General features: G+C 60.0%; 14 protein-coding genes. All 14 read left to right on the top strand.

Translation table 11 applies throughout. The features are described 5' to 3' along the window. The first annotated feature begins 156 nt into the window (after positions 1-156). The 14 genes from proS (at position 157) to rseP (ending at position 16,408) form a co-directional block, all read left to right on the top strand. Complete coding sequence (gene proS / locus RLW41_RS01620) at positions 157-1,689, top strand: proline--tRNA ligase (protein WP_414463211.1); 1,533 nt, start codon at positions 157-159, stop codon at positions 1,687-1,689. An 87-nt stretch (positions 1,690-1,776) separates the two neighbouring features. Then, complete coding sequence (locus RLW41_RS01615; protein ID WP_409560585.1) at positions 1,777-3,093, top strand: lipoprotein-releasing ABC transporter permease subunit; 1,317 nt, start codon at positions 1,777-1,779, stop codon at positions 3,091-3,093. 5 nt (positions 3,094-3,098) lie between these two features. Beyond that, positions 3,099-3,809: an ABC transporter ATP-binding protein gene (locus RLW41_RS01610; RefSeq protein ID WP_409560584.1), complete on the top strand. Its 711-nt coding sequence runs from the start codon at positions 3,099-3,101 to the stop codon at positions 3,807-3,809. Positions 3,810-3,904: 95 nt separating this feature from the next. Continuing rightward, the gene (gene dnaE / locus RLW41_RS01605; protein WP_414463210.1) at positions 3,905-7,450 is read left to right on the top strand and encodes a DNA polymerase III subunit alpha; all 3,546 of its coding nucleotides are present in this window, start codon (positions 3,905-3,907) and stop codon (positions 7,448-7,450) included. Positions 7,451-7,591: 141 nt separating this feature from the next. Beyond that, entirely contained in the window at positions 7,592-7,837 is a 246-nt protein-coding gene (locus RLW41_RS01600; RefSeq protein WP_013948492.1) for a hypothetical protein, read from the top strand. A 106-nt stretch (positions 7,838-7,943) separates the two neighbouring features. Continuing rightward, complete coding sequence (locus RLW41_RS01595; protein WP_409560582.1) at positions 7,944-8,315, top strand: hypothetical protein; 372 nt, start codon at positions 7,944-7,946, stop codon at positions 8,313-8,315. Positions 8,316-8,679: 364 nt separating this feature from the next. Next, positions 8,680-9,669, top strand: a complete 990-nt coding sequence (locus tag RLW41_RS01590; RefSeq protein WP_409560581.1) for a 30S ribosomal protein S2 — start codon at positions 8,680-8,682, stop codon at positions 9,667-9,669. 107 nt (positions 9,670-9,776) lie between these two features. Next, a complete protein-coding gene (gene tsf, locus RLW41_RS01585; RefSeq protein WP_414463209.1) occupies positions 9,777-10,730 on the top strand; it encodes a translation elongation factor Ts in 954 nt (317 codons plus the stop codon). 142 nt (positions 10,731-10,872) lie between these two features. Next, the gene (gene pyrH, locus RLW41_RS01580; protein ID WP_409560579.1) at positions 10,873-11,604 is read left to right on the top strand and encodes a UMP kinase; all 732 of its coding nucleotides are present in this window, start codon (positions 10,873-10,875) and stop codon (positions 11,602-11,604) included. A gap of 79 nt (positions 11,605-11,683) precedes the next feature. Further along, positions 11,684-12,247, top strand: coding sequence for a ribosome recycling factor (gene frr, locus RLW41_RS01575; protein WP_409560578.1), 564 nt, complete (start codon positions 11,684-11,686; stop codon positions 12,245-12,247). Positions 12,248-12,320: 73 nt separating this feature from the next. Continuing rightward, a complete protein-coding gene (locus RLW41_RS01570; RefSeq protein WP_013948484.1) occupies positions 12,321-13,079 on the top strand; it encodes an isoprenyl transferase in 759 nt (252 codons plus the stop codon). A gap of 9 nt (positions 13,080-13,088) precedes the next feature. Beyond that, positions 13,089-13,961 (top strand): phosphatidate cytidylyltransferase, encoded by an 873-nt coding sequence (locus RLW41_RS01565; RefSeq protein ID WP_414463208.1) that lies wholly within the window; start codon positions 13,089-13,091, stop codon positions 13,959-13,961. A 2-nt stretch (positions 13,962-13,963) separates the two neighbouring features. Then, a complete protein-coding gene (locus tag RLW41_RS01560) occupies positions 13,964-15,202 on the top strand; it encodes a 1-deoxy-D-xylulose-5-phosphate reductoisomerase (RefSeq protein ID WP_414464639.1) in 1,239 nt (412 codons plus the stop codon). Positions 15,203-15,265: 63 nt separating this feature from the next. After that, positions 15,266-16,408 carry an RIP metalloprotease RseP gene (gene rseP, locus RLW41_RS01555; protein ID WP_409560575.1) on the top strand — a complete coding sequence of 381 codons (1,143 nt, stop codon included), beginning with the start codon at positions 15,266-15,268 and terminating at the stop codon, positions 16,406-16,408. The last annotated feature ends 159 nt before the right edge of the window (positions 16,409-16,567 follow it).

Raw genomic sequence — 16,567 nt, 5'->3', positions numbered from 1 at the left:
GGCCCTTAAGCGCAAATTTCGCACATAATTCCACCAATTTGGGGCCTGCACCTGCGCGACGTGTTGCAAGCGGCATTCCAAGCGGCTATGCGCGCTGATCCCTAGAATAGGCGGGGCCCGCGGCTATGGGTCCGCCAGAAGCATAAAGTCGATACGATGAGCAAGCGCGCGCTTTCCATTTCCCGCGAGGAGAACTTCCCCGAGTGGTATCAAGCCGTTGTCCGTGACGGCGACATGGCCGAGACGAGCCCTGTCCGCGGCTGCATGATCATCAAGCCATGGGGCTGGGGCGTGTGGGAGCGTATCCAGGCCGATCTCGATGCCCGCATCAAAGAGACGGGGCACGACAACTGCTATTTCCCGCTCTTCATCCCGATGAGCTTCATCGCCAAGGAAGCCGAGCACGTCGAAGGCTTCGCCAAGGAAATGGCGGTTGTCACCCATCACCGCCTGAAGAACGAAGACGGCAAGCTCGTCGTCGATCCCGACGCCAAGCTGGAAGAACCGCTGATCGTCCGTCCGACGTCGGAAACCATCATCGGCGACGCGTTTCAGCGCTGGGTGAAAAGCTATCGCGATCTTCCGCTACTGATCAATCAATGGGCCAACGTCGTGCGCTGGGAAATGCGCACGCGTCTGTTCCTACGCACGGCAGAATTCCTCTGGCAGGAAGGTCATACCGCTCACGCCGACCGCGATGATGCCGTCACTGAAACGCTGAAGATGTTGGAGGTCTATCGCACCTTCGCCGAAGACGTTCTCGCGATGCCGGTTGTGGCTGGCGAAAAACCGCCGAATGAGCGTTTTCCCGGCGCCGACAACACCTATTCCATCGAAGCCATGATGCAGGACGGCAAGGCGCTGCAAGCCGGTACGTCGCATTATCTCGGTACGCACTTCGCCGAAGCGCAGAACATCCAGTTCCAGAATGCGCAAGGCCAGCTGACCTATTGCCATACGACGAGCTGGGGCGTGTCGACCCGTCTCATCGGTGGTGTGATCATGACCCACGGCGACGACGATGGCCTTCGCTTGCCGCCGATGATCGCGCCGCGCCAGGTCATCATTGTCCCGATGCTACGCGAGAAGCCGGAAGACGCCGCACTTATCGAATATTGCGCTGCTATCGAGAAAGACCTGAAGGCTGCCGGCATCCGCACCCTCGTTGATCTGAAGCCCATCAAGTCGGCCGAGAAGCGTTGGAACTGGGTCCGCCGCGGCGCCCCCGTCATTGTCGAGGTTGGCGGCCGCGATGCTAGCGGCGGCAACGTCACGTTCATGCGCCGCGATCGCCTGCGCGATGGCGACAAGGTCATCTCGACCACCATGCCGCGCGACGAGTTCGTCGCCGGAGCCCCAGCACTTCTCAAGGATATTCAAGGCACTCTGTTCGCCGAGGCCAAGGCGCGGCTCGACGGCAACATCATCACCAACATGACGACGTTCGACGAGCTGGCTGACTATTTCGGGCCTGGCGAGGGCGAAGACGAGGCGGGCGCCTTCAAAGGCTGGGTCCGTGTCCCGTGGTCGCGCCCTGATGGCGAGATCCTGGAAGGAATCGCAGATCGCCTGAAGGCTCTGAAGCTTACGATTCGCAATGCGCCTCTGGTTCAAGACGCGCCCGCAAGTAAATGTTTCTTCACGGGAGAACCGGCGAAAGAGTATGTGCTTATCGCCCGCGCATACTAAAACGGCCGCAATGCGGTGAGATGGCCTTAACTGCGACACAGGGAGCTGCGATGCGGCGCGCAATGGGGCAACGACAGTGAGGGCACGATGACAGTTTCAGCGCACGGTGGGGTGTCCGCTGGAGTGCCCGCCGACCAAGGGGCCATAAGCGGGACGGCGCCGTTTTCCGCTTTCGAGTGGATGATCGCGGGCCGCTACCTCCGCGCGCGCCGCAAGGAAGGCTTCATCTCGGTCATCGCCGGGTTCTCCTTTCTCGGCATCATGCTCGGCGTCGCGACGCTGATTATCGTGATGGCGGTGATGAACGGCTTCCGACACGACCTGTTCTCCAAGATCATGGGCCTGAACGGCCACGTCATCGTGCAGAAGATCGGCGAGCGCTTCACCGATTACGACGCAGTCGCTGAGCGGATCAGCAAAGTGCCCGGCGTCAAAATCGCGATGCCGGTGATCGAAGGCCAGGTCATGGTTTCCTCCAGCACCCAGGCGCTTGGCGGACTCGTGCGCGGTCTGCGCGAAAGCGACCTCAAATCCTTGAAGCTCGTTTCCGGCAATATGCGCGCCGGAACGCTCGATGGCTTCGACAGCCAGCACGGCATCGCTATGGGCGTGCGCCTTGCCAACCAGCTTCACGTTGGCCTGGGCGATATGGTCACGCTCGTGTCGCCGCGTGGCGCCTCGACTCCCTTCGGCACCGCGCCGCGATCTAAAGCCTATCAGATCACCTCGATCTTCGAGCTCGGCATGTCGGAATACGACCGCATGATGATTTTCATGCCGCTGGCCGAAGCGCAGAAGTATTTCTCAAAGACGGGCGAGACCGACGTCGTTGAAGTGGTTGTCGACAATCCTGAGGACGTCGATCACTACGACGATCTGATCAAGAACGCGGGCGGCCCGACGATCGCCGTCAACGACTGGCGTCAACGCAACGAGACGTTCTTCAACGTGCTCTCAGTTGAGCGCAATGTCATGTTCATCATCCTGTCGCTGATCGTGCTGGTCGCGGCGTTGAACATCATCTCCGGCCTGATGATGCTCGTGAAAGACAAGGGCCGTGACATCGCCATTCTCAGAACGATGGGCGCCACCAAAGGCGCAGTGATGCGCATATTCCTGATAACCGGCGCATCGATCGGTATCGTCGGCACGCTCGCCGGTCTCGTCATCGGCGTGCTCTTCTGCTGGAATATCGAGAGCATCAAGAACTTCGTCTCGTGGGTTTCGGGTACGACCGTATTCGACCCGAGCGTCTACTATCTGACGAAGCTTCCAGCCGAGATCGATTTCCACGAAACCGGCGGCATTGTCGTGATGGCGCTCGTGCTCTCGGTCATCGCGACGCTCTATCCATCGTGGAAGGCGTCGAAGCTCGATCCCGTCGAAGCCCTGCGGTACGAGTAGGACGCATGGAAAACAAACCGATCGCACCAATTCTGCAGCTTGAGGGCGTCACGCGTTCTTTCCGCCAAGGCGAGAAGGAAGTCGTGGTGCTGCGCGGCGTCGATGCCGTACTTTGGCCGGGTCAGGCCGTGGCGCTCGTCGGCCCTTCTGGTGCTGGTAAGTCGACGCTTTTGCACATCACGGGCCTACTTGAATCGCCGTCGAGCGGTCGGGTCGTCATCAACGGACGCGACTGCGCCACGATGACAGAAGCCGAGCGCACACGTCTGCGTCGCAAGGAAATCGGCTTCGTCTATCAGTTCCACCAGTTGCTGCCCGAGTTCAGTGCGCTGGAAAACGTCGTCATTCCGCAGCTCATTCTCGGCAAAAGCCGCAAGGCTGCCGAAGCCCATGCACACGAACTTCTTGCGGGCGTCGGACTTGCGCAGCGTGCGGAGCATCGTCCGGCCGAGTTGTCCGGCGGTGAGCAGCAGCGCACTGCCATCTGCCGTGGCTTGGCGAACAGCCCCCGCCTTCTGCTGGCCGATGAGCCGACGGGCAATCTCGATCCGCACACGTCCGACCACGTTTTCGTGCAACTCGTTGACGTCATCCGCCGCCAGGGCGTTGCAGCCTTGATCGCGACCCACAATATGGAGCTGGCAGCGCGCATGGACCGCGTGCTGCAAGTCCAGGAAGGCCAGCTGATCGAAATTTCGCTGTCCAAAACGCGTTAAGGCGCCAAATGGCTTTCGACGCGAGCCAAACGGGTTGTTTTTGCCCGGTATTTTTGCGTCGAGACAGCCGCGTTTGAAGCGCGCAAAATAGGCTTATGAACGCTCCGATTCGCACCGCTCCGCACGCGCCAAAATTCATTCACCTGAAGGTCCATTCGGCTTATTCGCTGCTGGAAGGCGCGTTGCCGATTACCAAGCTCGCCAAGCTCGCGACGGCGATGAACCTTCCCGCGATCGGCCTCACCGATACGAATAATCTTTTCGGCGCGCTTGAGTTCTCCGAGAAAATCTGGGGCGCAGGTGTGCAGCCCATCGTCGGCACGACGCTCGATATTGATTTCGGCGATAACCGCGACAATGGCCCGATGGCATTGCGAGCCATGAGCAACGAGCCGCGCGTGAAGCCCGCGGGCAAGCTCGCGCTGCTGGCCATGAACGCCGACGGCTTTGCGAACCTTATGAAGCTGTCGAAGGCGCTGAATTTCGAGGCGGCGTCGGACGAGCCTGCGCATGTGAAGATCGCGCGGCTCGAGGAATTGTCAGCCGGATTGATCGCGCTGACGGGTGGCCCGCAAGGCCCGATCGACACCGCTTTGCGCAACGCTCAGCCCGATCACGCCGCCGAGAGGCTCGCGACGCTTGAGAAGATATTCGGCGATCGCCTCTACGTCGAAATTCAGCGGCACGGTCTTGCAGAAGAAGCCGAAGTCGAGCCGCAGTTGCTCGAACTTGCCTATGCGCGGCGCTTGCCGATCGTTGCGACGAACGAATGCTATTTCGCCTCGCGTGCCGATTACGAAGCGCACGACGCGCTGCTATGCATCGCCGATGGCCGTTATGTTGTCGAAGACGATCGACGCCGAGCCAGCCCCGAGCATTATCTCAAGACCGAAGACGAGATGGCGTCTCTCTTCGCCGATCTTCCCGAGGCGCTGGCGAACACGATAGAAATTGCGATCCGCTGCGCATTCCGCCCCGAAGGCAAGAAGCCGATCCTTCCACGCTTTGTTGCCGGTGATGATAGCCTCAGCGAAATCGAAAATTTCCGCTTAGAAGCCGCGGAGATGAAGCGTCAGGCGGTCGAAGGCCTGAAGCGCCGCCTCGAGGCACACGGGCCATCGCCAGGCTTCACGGTCGAAGACTACGAAAAGCGCCTCGCTTACGAGGTCGACGTCATCACGCAGATGAAGTTTCCCGGCTACTTCCTCATCGTGGCCGACTTCATCAAATGGTCGAAAGCCAACGGCGTGCCGGTCGGACCGGGCCGCGGCTCGGGCGCCGGTTCTCTCGTCGCTTATGCGCTGACGATTACCGATCTCGATCCGTTGCGCTTCGGCTTGCTGTTCGAGCGCTTTCTCAATCCCGAACGTATTTCGATGCCGGACTTCGACGTCGACTTCTGCCAGGAAAAGCGCGACCGCGTCATCGACTACGTGCAGAAGAAATACGGCGACGTCCGCGTCGCGCAGATCATCACGCACGGAAAGCTGCAAGCCCGCGCCGTGCTGCGCGATGTCGGCCGCGTGCTGCAGATGCCGTATGGTCAGGTCGACCGGCTCTGCAAGCTCGTGCCGAACAATCCCGCCAATCCCGTCACGCTCCGTGAAGCGATCGACGGCGAACCCAAATTGCAGGAAGAGCGCGATAGCGAACCGATCGTCGCCCGCTTGCTCGAAATCGCCGAAAAGCTCGAAGGCCTTTATCGCCACGCCTCGACGCACGCCGCCGGTATGGTGATTGGCGACCGTCCGCTCGAAGAGTTGGTGCCGCTCTACCGCGATCCGAAATCGAACTTCCCGATCACACAATACAACTGGAAGATGGTCGAGGCAGCGGGCCTCGTGAAGTTCGACTTCCTGGGTCTCAAGACGCTCACCGTGCTCGAAAAAGCCGTGCAGCTCATCAAGCGCGTGCGCGGCATCACCGTCGACTTGCCGAGTTTGCCGCTCGACGACAAGCCCGCTTATGAAATGCTGGCCAAGGCCGACACGGCCGGCGTGTTCCAGCTTGAAAGTACGGGCATGCGCGAAAGCTTGAAGCGGCTGAAGCCCGACCGCTTCGAGGACATCATCGCCATGGTGGCGCTCTATCGCCCCGGCCCGATGGATAACATCCCGACCTACATCAACCGCAAGCACGGCGAGGAGCCGGTCGACTACCTGCATCCGATGCTCGAAGGTATTCTAAAAGAGACCTACGGCGTCATCATCTACCAGGAGCAGGTCATTCAGATCGCGCAGGTGATGGGCGGATACACGCTTGGCCAGGCCGACATGCTTCGCCGTGCGATGGGTAAGAAAGACAAGGCCGAAATGGCGAAGCAGCAAGCGCGCTTCGTCGAAGGCGCTGTCAGCAAGGGCGTGAAAAAGGAAGAAGCGATCTACATCTTCGAACTCGTCGATAAGTTCGCTGGCTACGGCTTCAACAAATCGCACGCAGCCGCGTATGCGCTCGTCAGCTATCACACGGCGTATTTGAAGGCGAACTTCCGCGAGGAATTCTTCGCCGCGTCCATGACGCTCGATATGGGCAACACGGATAAGCTCGCGATGTTTGCGTCCGAAGCGCGCAAATCCGGCATCCGTATGCTGCCGCCGTGCGTGAACAATTCCGGCGTGGATTTCGGCGTTGAGCCGCCATCCGGAGATTCCAAGCTTGGTTCGATCCGTTATTCGCTTGCCGCATTGAAGAACATCGGGGCGAGCGCCGTCGAGACGATCGTCAATGAGAGAAACTCCGGCGGCCTTTATGAATCGCTCGCCGATTTTGCGTCACGCGTCGACGCCAAGGCTCTGAATAAGCGTGCGCTCGAGACGCTCGCCAAGGGCGGCGCGTTCGACTCGTTGAATTCCAATCGCGCGCTCGTTGCGGCCAACGCCGATACCATTCTGGCGTCTGCACAGCGCCGCACCGCCGACGAAGCTCAGGGCACGACCGATCTTTTCGGCACCGCCGGGAAGCCCGCAGATCTCGTTCTGCGCGCGACGCAGTCGTGGACCGCGATGGAGAAGCTATCGGAAGAGTTCCAAGCCATCGGCTTTTATCTCTCTGGCCATCCGCTCGATCAGTATGATCGCGTGCTGAAGAAGCTTGGCATCAAGAAATTCAGTGAATTCGAAATGCTCGTGCAGCGTGGCGCGACGGCCGGACGCCTCGCTGGCATCGTCATCGCCGCCCGCGAGCGCCGCTCGCAGAAAGGCAACAAATTCGCTTTTGCAACATTCTCCGACGCGACCGGCCAATTCGAAGCGGTCATATTTTCCGATACGCTTGCAGCCAGTCGCGAGCTTCTGGAGCCGGGCACGCCGGTGATCGTTTCAGTCGAAGCCGAGCGCGATGGCGAGACGATGAAAATGCGCGTGCAATCTATTGAGGAACTCGACAAGGCTGCGTCGGCAGTTCCCCGCAATCTCAAACTTGTTCTCGATCGAAAGTCTGTCGTGGCTAATGCTGCGCCGGTTTCGGACGTTAGCAAATATTTACGCCCGAGTGCGCGCGGCGGCGAAATTCGCATTGTATTGCCGCTCGAAGATCGCAATCGCGAAATGGAATTTATCCTCGCGGGGCGGTACGACGTTTCCCCGCGCGAAGCAATTCGCATTGAAGCGCTGCCAATTGTGGCGGAAATAATCGAAATCTAATACCGCTGGTTGCTGGCTCAAAAGTTACACTCAATTCGCGGAATATTTTTCGTCATCACCGACGGCTTTTCGCTGCGCTAAGCGTTAGAGGTTCAAGACGTGAGAGACCGCGTCTTTCTTTGAAGAAGATAGGAGCCTCTAATGAAAAAGAGCTTGATCGCAGCAGCTGTTGCCGCTGCCGTCACCCTCGGCGCTTTTGGCGGCGCTGCAAACGCAGGTGTCGCCGGCGCGAACCTCAACGGGATTGGCGTGCATGCGGATAAAACCGCCGTCGAGCACGTCTATTACAAGAAGCGCTACTACAAGCATCGGCACTACAAGCACCGCAAGTGGGTTTGCCGTTGGCATCACGGCCACCGCAAGTGCTACTGGCGCTATTGGCGCTAAGTGAAGTTGCGTTTTTAGTCGAAGGCAGCGCCGTGACGCTGCCTTCTTCTGACACAGTTTCAGCGCATAGCTCCGCACCCCGAGCTAGCCAAAAACGAGGCAAGAGATGTCAAAATTCCACGCCGCTTTGATTGCTGCTTTGCTGCTTGCTCCTGCTGCTACCGTCGCTCGCGCCGCCGACGACGAGAAAGAGCCGCCGAAATTGAGCGCAGCCGACATTAAGAAGAATATCGAAGCCGTCGCCTCCGACCCCGCGAAGGTGAAAGCCTATTGCGCCATGACCAAGAAAATGGACGAGGTCGGCGACGACGAGAAAAAGGCGGAAGCCGCCAGCGACGAAATCGACGGATATTTCAAAACGCTGGGCGAGGATTTCGAGAACGCCTGGGATGACGGCCAGGACGCCAAGGACGACTCGCCGGAAGCCAAGGCGATGGACGACGCCGTCTCGACGCTCGATTCCAAGTGCAGCAAGTAAACTGACGACGCGACGCGTCTCGCCTCGAACGCGGGGAGGGGCGAGAGCAGTAGCCGCATATCCCCTTAATCCATAATTCGGCGCGCCACGATCCGCTCATCAAGACGGCGGCCGTGGCGCGCGTTGCATTCGCGGCCTGGCAGGCGAGGCGCCGGAGGTGGCTGATACAAGTTTAGCCGCAGCCTAGGCTTGCACAAAAAGCCGATCCCCCGTATACAGCCGCCATCTCACACGCGAGACATTTGCGCCATGCGGATGAAAAGCCCCGCATCGTGCTCCGGTGGAGAAATGCTAAGTCTGTAAAAAGGCTTGCAAATCTCTTCTCAAGTCTCGCGGAGGTCTAACCGGAAAAGGAAACGTTTCGATGGCACTTCCTGCCTTCAACATGCGTCAGCTATTGGAAGCTGGCGTTCACTTCGGCCACCAAGCTCACCGCTGGAACCCCAAGATGGCGCCGTTCATCTATGGGTCGCGCAACAAAATCCATATCCTTGATCTGACGCAGACGGTGCCGTTGCTGCACCAGGCGCTGCTGAAGGTTTCCGACACGGTCGCTGGCGGCGGTCGCGTTCTCTTCGTCGCGACGAAGCGTCAGGCGTCAGACGGCATCGCTGATGCTGCCAAGCGCAGCGCCCAGTACTTCATCAACCATCGTTGGCTCGGCGGCACGCTGACCAACTGGAAGACGGTTTCGCAGTCGATCCGCCGCCTGCGTCAGCTGGATGACATCCTCGCCGACCCGCAGGGCCGCACGAAGAAGGAAATCCTGAACCTGACGCGTGAGCGCGACAAGCTCAACCAGTCGCTCGGCGGCATCAAGGACATGGGCGGCACGCCTGATCTTCTCGTCGTGATCGATACCAACAAGGAATCGATCGCCATCCAGGAGGCGCGCAAGCTCAACATCCCGATCGTTGCGATCGTCGATACGAACTGCGATCCCGACGGCATCGACTATCCGGTTCCGGGCAACGACGACGCTGGCCGCGCCATCACGCTCTATTGCGATCTCATGGCCCGTGCTGCGCTCGATGGTCTGGAGCGTTCGCAGGGTTCCGCCGGCGTTGACGTTGGTGCATCCGAGACGCCGCCGGCTGAAGATCTGCCGAAGGTCACCTTCAAGGGCATCGAAGCGCCGCGCGGCGAGGCCGACGATCTCAAGCGCATCACCGGTATCACGCCGAAGATCGAGCAGCGCCTCAACGATGCGGGCGTCTACCACTTCTGGCAGATCGCCGATCTCGACAACGATTACGCCGAGGCGCTCGATCGCCAGCTGAAGCTCAAAGGCCAGATTGCCAGCGAAAACTGGGTTGCCCAGGCCAAGAAGCTCGTCGAAGCCGCCAGCGTCTAAAGCGCGTTGGCAATTCGACACAAAACTGACGTGCTTTTGAAGCGCGAACGTGAATGAACTTTGATGAGGCGCCCGCCGGGGCGCCTCGAACCTCATAGGTGACAGGAATGACAACGATCACCGCCGCAGACGTGAAAAAGCTGCGCGACATGACCGGCGCCGGTATGATGGACTGCAAGACCGCGCTGACCGAAACGAACGGCGACATCGAAGCCGCCGTTGATTGGCTGCGTAAGAAGGGCCTTTCGAAGGCTGCGAAGAAGTCGGGCCGCATCGCCGCCGATGGTCTCATCGGCATCGTCGCGAAGGGCCGTGAAGGCGCCGTCGTCGAGGTCAACTCGGAAACCGACTTCGTTGCCCGCAACGAGCAGTTCCAGACCCTCGTCCGTGATATCGCAGGCCTCGCTCCTGCAGCGAAGGGCGACCTCAAGGCGCTCCTCGATGCGAATTATCCGGGCACCAAAAACACCGTCGAAGTCCAGCTTCAGGAAGCTGTCGCAACGATCGGCGAAAACATGACGCTGCGCCGCACGGCGGCCGCTGCGGTGAAGGAAGGCGTCGTCGCTGACTACGTCCACAATCGCGTCGCAGACGGCCTCGGCAAGATTGGCGTGCTCGTTGCACTCGAAAGCGCGGGCGATGAGCCGACGCTCTTCGATTTCGCCCGCAAGATCGCGATGCATGTGGCAGCTTCGCCGACCACGCTCGTTGTCAACGAGAGTGACCTTTCCCAAGAGGCGATTGACCGCGAAAGGGCGGTCTACGTCGAGCAGGCGAAGGCTGAGCCGCGCAACGCCGGTAAGTCGGATGACATTCTGGCCAAAGCCAGCGAGGGCCGGCTGCGCAAGGAATTCATCGGTACGGTTGTGCTCATGAACCAGGCGTTCCTGATTGGCGACGGCAAGGCGACGGTCGCGCAGGCCGTTAAAGAAGCCGAGAAGGCCTGCGGTGCGCCGATCAAGGTCGCAGGCTTCATCCGCTACGCGCTCGGCGAAGGCATCGACAAGAAGGAAGAAGATTTCGGCGAGGAAGTCCGCAAGCTGGCAAGCGGCGGTCGCTGAGATCGGCAAGGTCGAGCTCAAGGTCAACGGACGCCCGCTGGCCGGAATCGCCCGAGCAGGTTAGGTATCAACCGGCCGATCGCCCGTGATCGGCCGGTTTTTCGTATTATGATGGCTTTGGTGCTGATCGGGAGGCAACGGAATGGCGGACGCGCGGGGTCTTAAATACAAGCGGCTGCTGCTGAAGCTTTCCGGCGAAGCTCTGATGGGTAAGCAGCCCTACGGCATCGACATGAGCGTTGCCGAGCGGTTGTCGAAAGACATTGCGGATGCTGTTGCGGCAGGCGCCGAAATTGCGGTCGTCATCGGCGGCGGCAATATTTTCCGCGGCCTTTCCGGCGCAGCGAAAGGCATGGACCGCGCGACCGCCGACTACATGGGCATGCTCGCGACAGTCATGAACGCATTGGCGTTCCAAAATTCTCTTGATCGTCTCGGCGTCCCAGCCCGCGTGCTCTCGGCAATCCCCATGCAAACGGTCTGTGAAAGCTACGTGCGCCCCAAGGCGCTGGCCTATCTCGCGCGCCAGCAGGTCGTCATTTTCGCGGCAGGCACCGGAAATCCGTTCTTCACGACCGATACGGCAGCCGTTCTGCGGGGCATCGAGATGAACTGCGACGCCGTCATCAAGGCCACCCAGGTGGACGGCGTTTACTCTGCCGATCCCAAAAAACACAAAGATGCAGTACGTTATGATCGGCTCAGTTATTCCGAAGTTTTAGCGAATGATCTCAAAGTGATGGACGGAGCGGCCATTGCCCTTGCCCGGGATAACGGACTTCCGCTAATTGTGGTTTCCATCGAAGAACCGGGAAATCTCTTGAAGGCGCTGCGCGGCGAGGCTCGCCAGACCCTCATTGAAGGAACCGGCTGAAGGCCGCTCGATGCCGATCTGCGCCGCGTTTCGAGCGGGGCGCTGCTGTCCGGTTTTGCGCGCCGGGAAGGAATAGGAAATGTCTCAGACTGTTCACGACATCAAAGAAATTGAAAAGCGCATGCGCGCTTCGATCGACGCTCTGAAGCGCGAGTTTACTGGCCTTCGCACTGGGCGTGCACACGCCAATCTCCTCGATCCCGTACAGGTGATGGTTTATGGCTCGCGGATGCCGCTCAATCAGGTTGCAACCGTTTCGGTTCCCGAACCCCGCATGATTACGGTTCAGGTTTGGGATCGCAGCAACGTCATTGCCGTCGATAAGGCAATCCGTGAAGCTAACCTCGGCCTCAATCCCATCACCGATGGCCAGATACTCCGTCTGCCGATTCCCGCGCTGACAACCGATCGCCGCCAGGAACTCGTCAAGCTCGCCCACAAGTATGCCGAGCAGACGAAAGTTTCGGTTCGCAATGTTCGGCGCGAAGCCATGGATCTTCTCAAGAAACTTGAGAAGGACGGCAAAATGAGCCAGGACGAACAACGGGGAAACTCGGATAAGGTCCAAGAACTCACCGATCGCCTCATCAAGGAGGTCGACTCGACGCTCGCTACTAAAGAGGCCGAAATTCAAAAAGTCTGATGGCCACGGTCGTTTTGCTGGCTTGAAGTTGTCTGAAGATATGTGAGATCTCAATCCCAGAGGCCGTTTGACATTGGCGCCACCAGCGAAGCCGACAGACGAGCGGACCGGCCCTGTAACGCCGCCGAAGCACGTTGCCATTATCATGGATGGCAACGGTCGCTGGGCGCGCGAGAGGGGATTGCCGAGAACGCTCGGCCATCGTCAGGGCGTCGAAGCCGTCCGCCGTGCCGTGCGCGCCGCAATCGAACTGCAAATCACATATCTCACGATCTTCAGCTTCTCCTCTGAGAACTGGAAACGTCCGATCGACGAAATCGACGATCTGATGGGGCTGATGAAACGCTTCATCCGGCGCGATCTTGCCGATCTGCATAAGTCGGGCGTTTGCATTCGGGTCATCGGTCAGCGTTTGCACGTCGACAGCGAACTGATGACCCTGATCGACGAAGCCGTCGAATTGACCCGCAATAACGACAAGCTGACGCTCGTTATCGCTTTCAACTACGGCTCGCGCTCGGAGATCGCAGGCGCCGCGCGCAAGCTCGCCGAACAGGTCGCAGCGGGCCTGTTGGATCCGGCCGACATCACCGTCGAACGCATGGCGAATGCGCTCGATACTTCTGGTATTCCGGACCCCGATCTGCTGATCCGCACGTCCGGCGAAATGCGTCTTTCGAACTTTCTATTGTGGCAGACCGCCTACTCAGAGTTCGTCTTTCTCGACTGCTACTGGCCGGATTTCGACAAGACGGCATTTGAAAACGCCATTGCGGAATTTCGCTCCCGCGAGCGCCGTTTCGGCGGCTTGACCAAGCGCTCGATGGCCTGAGGATTGGCAATGCCATCAGAAAATCGGGACGGCCAGCAGCGTTTTCTTGGCGGCTTGTTCGACTTTATCCCCGCTGAATTGCGCCTGCGGATCGTCTCTGGTGTCGCCATTGGCGCCATTGCCTTCACCATGCTGTATTGGAGCCCAGGCGCTTTCGCGCTGCTAACCTTTCTGGTCGCTGCGGCGATGAGCTGGGAGTGGGGCCGGATTGTCAGGGGGCCGATGCCGGATAGCGGGTTGATCGTCCATGTGCTGGCGGTATTGGCTGCCGCCGTGCTGACGGCCCGAGACATGGCCGGAATGGCCATCGTCTCAGCCGTCGTCGGCGCCGTCGCCGTTGCGGCATTGGCGGCCGGTTCCGATCGAGCACGGCTGTCAGGAGCAGGCGTGCTTTACACCGCGCTGCCGGTCGTCGCGCTCGGATGGCTGCGAAGCGATGAGCCTCTGGGCTTTCTCGCCACGTTGTTCGTTGTTCTCGCAGTGGCCGTAACCGACGTCGCAGCCTTTGCCGCCGGACGCACCTTCGGAGGGCCGAAACTCTGGCCCCAGGTCTCACCGAACAAGACCTGGTCCGGTTTGATCGGTGGCATCACGGCTGCGGCTGCGGTGGGCGCGCTGTTCTCGGTCGTGTCCGGTACGGGCGGCGCGATTTGGCTCGCAAGCCTCGGATTGGCGGTCGGTTTGGTGTCGCAATGGGGCGATTTGGCTGAATCGGCACTAAAGCGCCATTTCGGCCTGAAAGATTCTGGAGGCTTGATTCCCGGCCATGGCGGTTTCATGGACCGTATGGATGGGCTTGTGACAGCCAGCGTTGCGGCCGCGCTCATCGGCTTTTCAATTGATGCGTTCGCGCCGGCGCGAGCTCTTTTATACGGATCATAATGATGGCAGTGACCGCAAGCGTTCCGAACCGGTTGCCCGATCGCGCCACGGCAGCGCCGCGAGGCGATGCAGCACGGCCGATGCGGCTCAGCGTGCTTGGAGCGACGGGGTCGATCGGGACGAGCACACTCGATCTCGTCTCGCGGACTCCCGAAAAATTCGAAATCGTTGCGCTGACGGCGCAATCGAACGCCAAGGAACTCGCGGCCCTGGCGCGCCGTCACAATGCCCGGGTTGCCGTTATCGGCGATGAAACGCGTCTTGGCGAACTGCGTGAGGCGCTGGCTGGAACGAGCATCCGCACGGCCGCAGGGCCGGAGGCGCTCGTCGAAGCCGCGCTTGAACCCGTTGATTGCACGTTGGCGGCCATCGTTGGCGCCGCGGGGCTCAAGCCGACGTTTGCGGCAGCCTCGCAAGGCGCCCGCGTGGCACTCGCAAACAAGGAATGTCTGGTCTCGGCCGGCCACGTCTTCACGTCGGCAATCTCTCGGGCTGGCGCCGAGCTCCTGCCGGTCGACAGTGAGCACTCCGCCGCCTTTCAGGTCATGGCCGGCGCAGACCCAGCGTCGATTGATAAGATCGTGCTGACGGCGTCCGGCGGCCCCTTCCGGTCCTGGACCCGCGACGCCATCGCTGCCGCTACGCCGGAGCAGGCGCTCAAGCATCCGAACTGGTCGATGGGCGCCAAGATCACCATCGACAGTGCCACCTTGATGAACAAGGGCCTGGAACTGATCGAAGCTTTCCATCTCTTTCCTGTGGGTGTGGATAAACTCGATTGCATCGTCCACCCGCAATCAATCATCCATTGCCTCGTCAGCTACGTCGACGGCTCTGTGCTCGCACAGATGGCGTCCCCCGACATGCGCACGCCGATCGCCGTCGCTCTGTCCTGGCCCGACCGAATGGCGGCGCCGACGGAAAAGCTCGATCTCGCCCGCCTCGCGACCTTGACGTTCGAAGCCCCTGACGAAGATCGGTTTCCGGCTCTGCGCGTCGCCCGGGCGGCGATGCGCCGCGGCGATACGGCTCCGGCAGTGTTGAATGCCGCTAACGAGGTGGCCGTAAAGGCATTTCTCGATCGCCGCATCAAAATGTTCGACATTGCCGCGCTCGTCGAAGAAACGCTTGCTGCGGCGGAGCGTCAGGGGGCCATTTGCCCGGCCCAAAGCCTCGACGATATACTGGCGGTCGATGACATGGCCCGAGCCTTATCTAACGAGAAACTTAGTGGCTATTGAGGCGCCTAGCGCCTAATCTCGGCGGCTAACGGTAATCCGAATCAGCATCGGGATCGCGGACCTATGGATTTTTTGGCGTCGCTCGCAGGTTGGATCTGGCAATACGGCGTGATGTTCCTGCTGGTGTTGACCCTCGTGGTCTTTATCCACGAGCTGGGGCATTTTCTGGTTGCGCGCTGGTGCGGCGTTACGGTCAAGGCCTTTTCGATTGGCTTCGGCCCTGAAATCTTTGGCTTTTATGATAAGTACGGGACGCGCTGGCGCTTCGCCTGGATCCCGCTTGGCGGCTACGTCAAATTCATCGACGATGAAAATCCGTCGTCGTTCGGCGGCGAAAAGCAGCTGAAGCCCTCCGAACGTGCGGGCGCATTCCATTCGAAGTCGGTAGGTGCGCGCGCCGCAGTCGTCGCGGCCGGTCCGATCGCCAACTTCATCCTCGCCATCGTTCTATATTCCGGCCTTAACGCCACGGTTGGCCTGCATATTCTGCCGCCGCTGGTCGATGCGGTTGTGCCCAATTCCCCCGCCGAGCGCGGCGGTTTCAAGCAGGGCGATATGATTGTCGCGATCAATGGCACGAAGATTGATCGTTTCGATGATTTGCAGCGAATTGTCGGCTCAAGCGCCGGCGAGCAGTTGACCTTCACGGTCGATCGCGACGGTAAGACCGTCGAACTCAAGGCGACGCCAAACGTCGATGAGCAGCGCGATGCGATGGGTCGGACGTTCCGCCGTGGCTTGATCGGCATCCAGCGCGCCATTGCGCCGGACAAGGTGCGGACAGTTCACGTCGGGTTGCCGGAAGCCGTAATGCTCGGCGTCAGCGAAACCTATGGCAACATTACCGCGACGCTGGCAGGGCTCAGAGATATCATAACCCGCCGGCAGTCGGCGGAGCAGATGGGCGGCCCGATTATGATGGCCGAGGTCACCGCAAAAGTCGCCGAACTCGGAATCGAGCCGATGCTGCGGTGGATCGCCTTCATCTCGGCCAATATCGGCTTCCTGAACCTGCTGCCGATCCCCGTTCTCGACGGCGGTCACCTTATGTTCTACGCATTCGAGGCGGTGCGCCGGAAGCCTGCCAGCGAGCGCCTTCAGCAGATGGGCTTCCAGGTCGGGCTGGCGTTGCTCATGATGTTGATGGTTTTCGTGAATTTCAACGACATTATGAACGTTTGGCGTCGATTGACGGGGGCGGGCTGATGCCGAGAAGAATCATTGGGGAGTGACGTAAACTTACAACTTTTCGAGGGCTTTCTGAATCGTTAAAAGCGGTATCCTGCGCAGCATGTTATGATTTCGACTCGGGGGGCCGAAGAGAAGTCAGACGGGAGAGGCTGTCGCAGAGCTGGGACGTCACCA

Source organism: Hyphomicrobium sp. DY-1, assembly GCF_047497105.1.
Taxonomy (GTDB): Bacteria; Pseudomonadota; Alphaproteobacteria; order Rhizobiales; family Hyphomicrobiaceae; genus Hyphomicrobium_B.
The sequence above is the reverse complement of the archived record's forward strand: the minus strand, read 5'-3'. Positions and strand labels throughout refer to the sequence as shown.

Bases quoted from the DNA above. Each gene is read 5' to 3' on its own strand.
- proS (WP_414463211.1), top strand. From the start codon at position 157: ATGAGCAAGCGCGCGCTTTCCATTTCCCGCGAGGAGAACTTCCCCGAG.
- RLW41_RS01615 (WP_409560585.1), top strand. From the start codon at position 1,777: ATGACAGTTTCAGCGCACGGTGGGGTGTCCGCTGGAGTGCCCGCCGAC.
- RLW41_RS01610 (WP_409560584.1), top strand. From the start codon at position 3,099: ATGGAAAACAAACCGATCGCACCAATTCTGCAGCTTGAGGGCGTCACG.
- dnaE (WP_414463210.1), top strand. From the start codon at position 3,905: ATGAACGCTCCGATTCGCACCGCTCCGCACGCGCCAAAATTCATTCAC.
- RLW41_RS01600 (WP_013948492.1), top strand. From the start codon at position 7,592: ATGAAAAAGAGCTTGATCGCAGCAGCTGTTGCCGCTGCCGTCACCCTC.
- RLW41_RS01595 (WP_409560582.1), top strand. From the start codon at position 7,944: ATGTCAAAATTCCACGCCGCTTTGATTGCTGCTTTGCTGCTTGCTCCT.
- RLW41_RS01590 (WP_409560581.1), top strand. From the start codon at position 8,680: ATGGCACTTCCTGCCTTCAACATGCGTCAGCTATTGGAAGCTGGCGTT.
- tsf (WP_414463209.1), top strand. From the start codon at position 9,777: ATGACAACGATCACCGCCGCAGACGTGAAAAAGCTGCGCGACATGACC.
- pyrH (WP_409560579.1), top strand. From the start codon at position 10,873: ATGGCGGACGCGCGGGGTCTTAAATACAAGCGGCTGCTGCTGAAGCTT.
- frr (WP_409560578.1), top strand. From the start codon at position 11,684: ATGTCTCAGACTGTTCACGACATCAAAGAAATTGAAAAGCGCATGCGC.
- RLW41_RS01565 (WP_414463208.1), top strand. From the start codon at position 13,089: ATGCCATCAGAAAATCGGGACGGCCAGCAGCGTTTTCTTGGCGGCTTG.
- RLW41_RS01560 (WP_414464639.1), top strand. From the start codon at position 13,964: ATGGCAGTGACCGCAAGCGTTCCGAACCGGTTGCCCGATCGCGCCACG.
- rseP (WP_409560575.1), top strand. From the start codon at position 15,266: ATGGATTTTTTGGCGTCGCTCGCAGGTTGGATCTGGCAATACGGCGTG.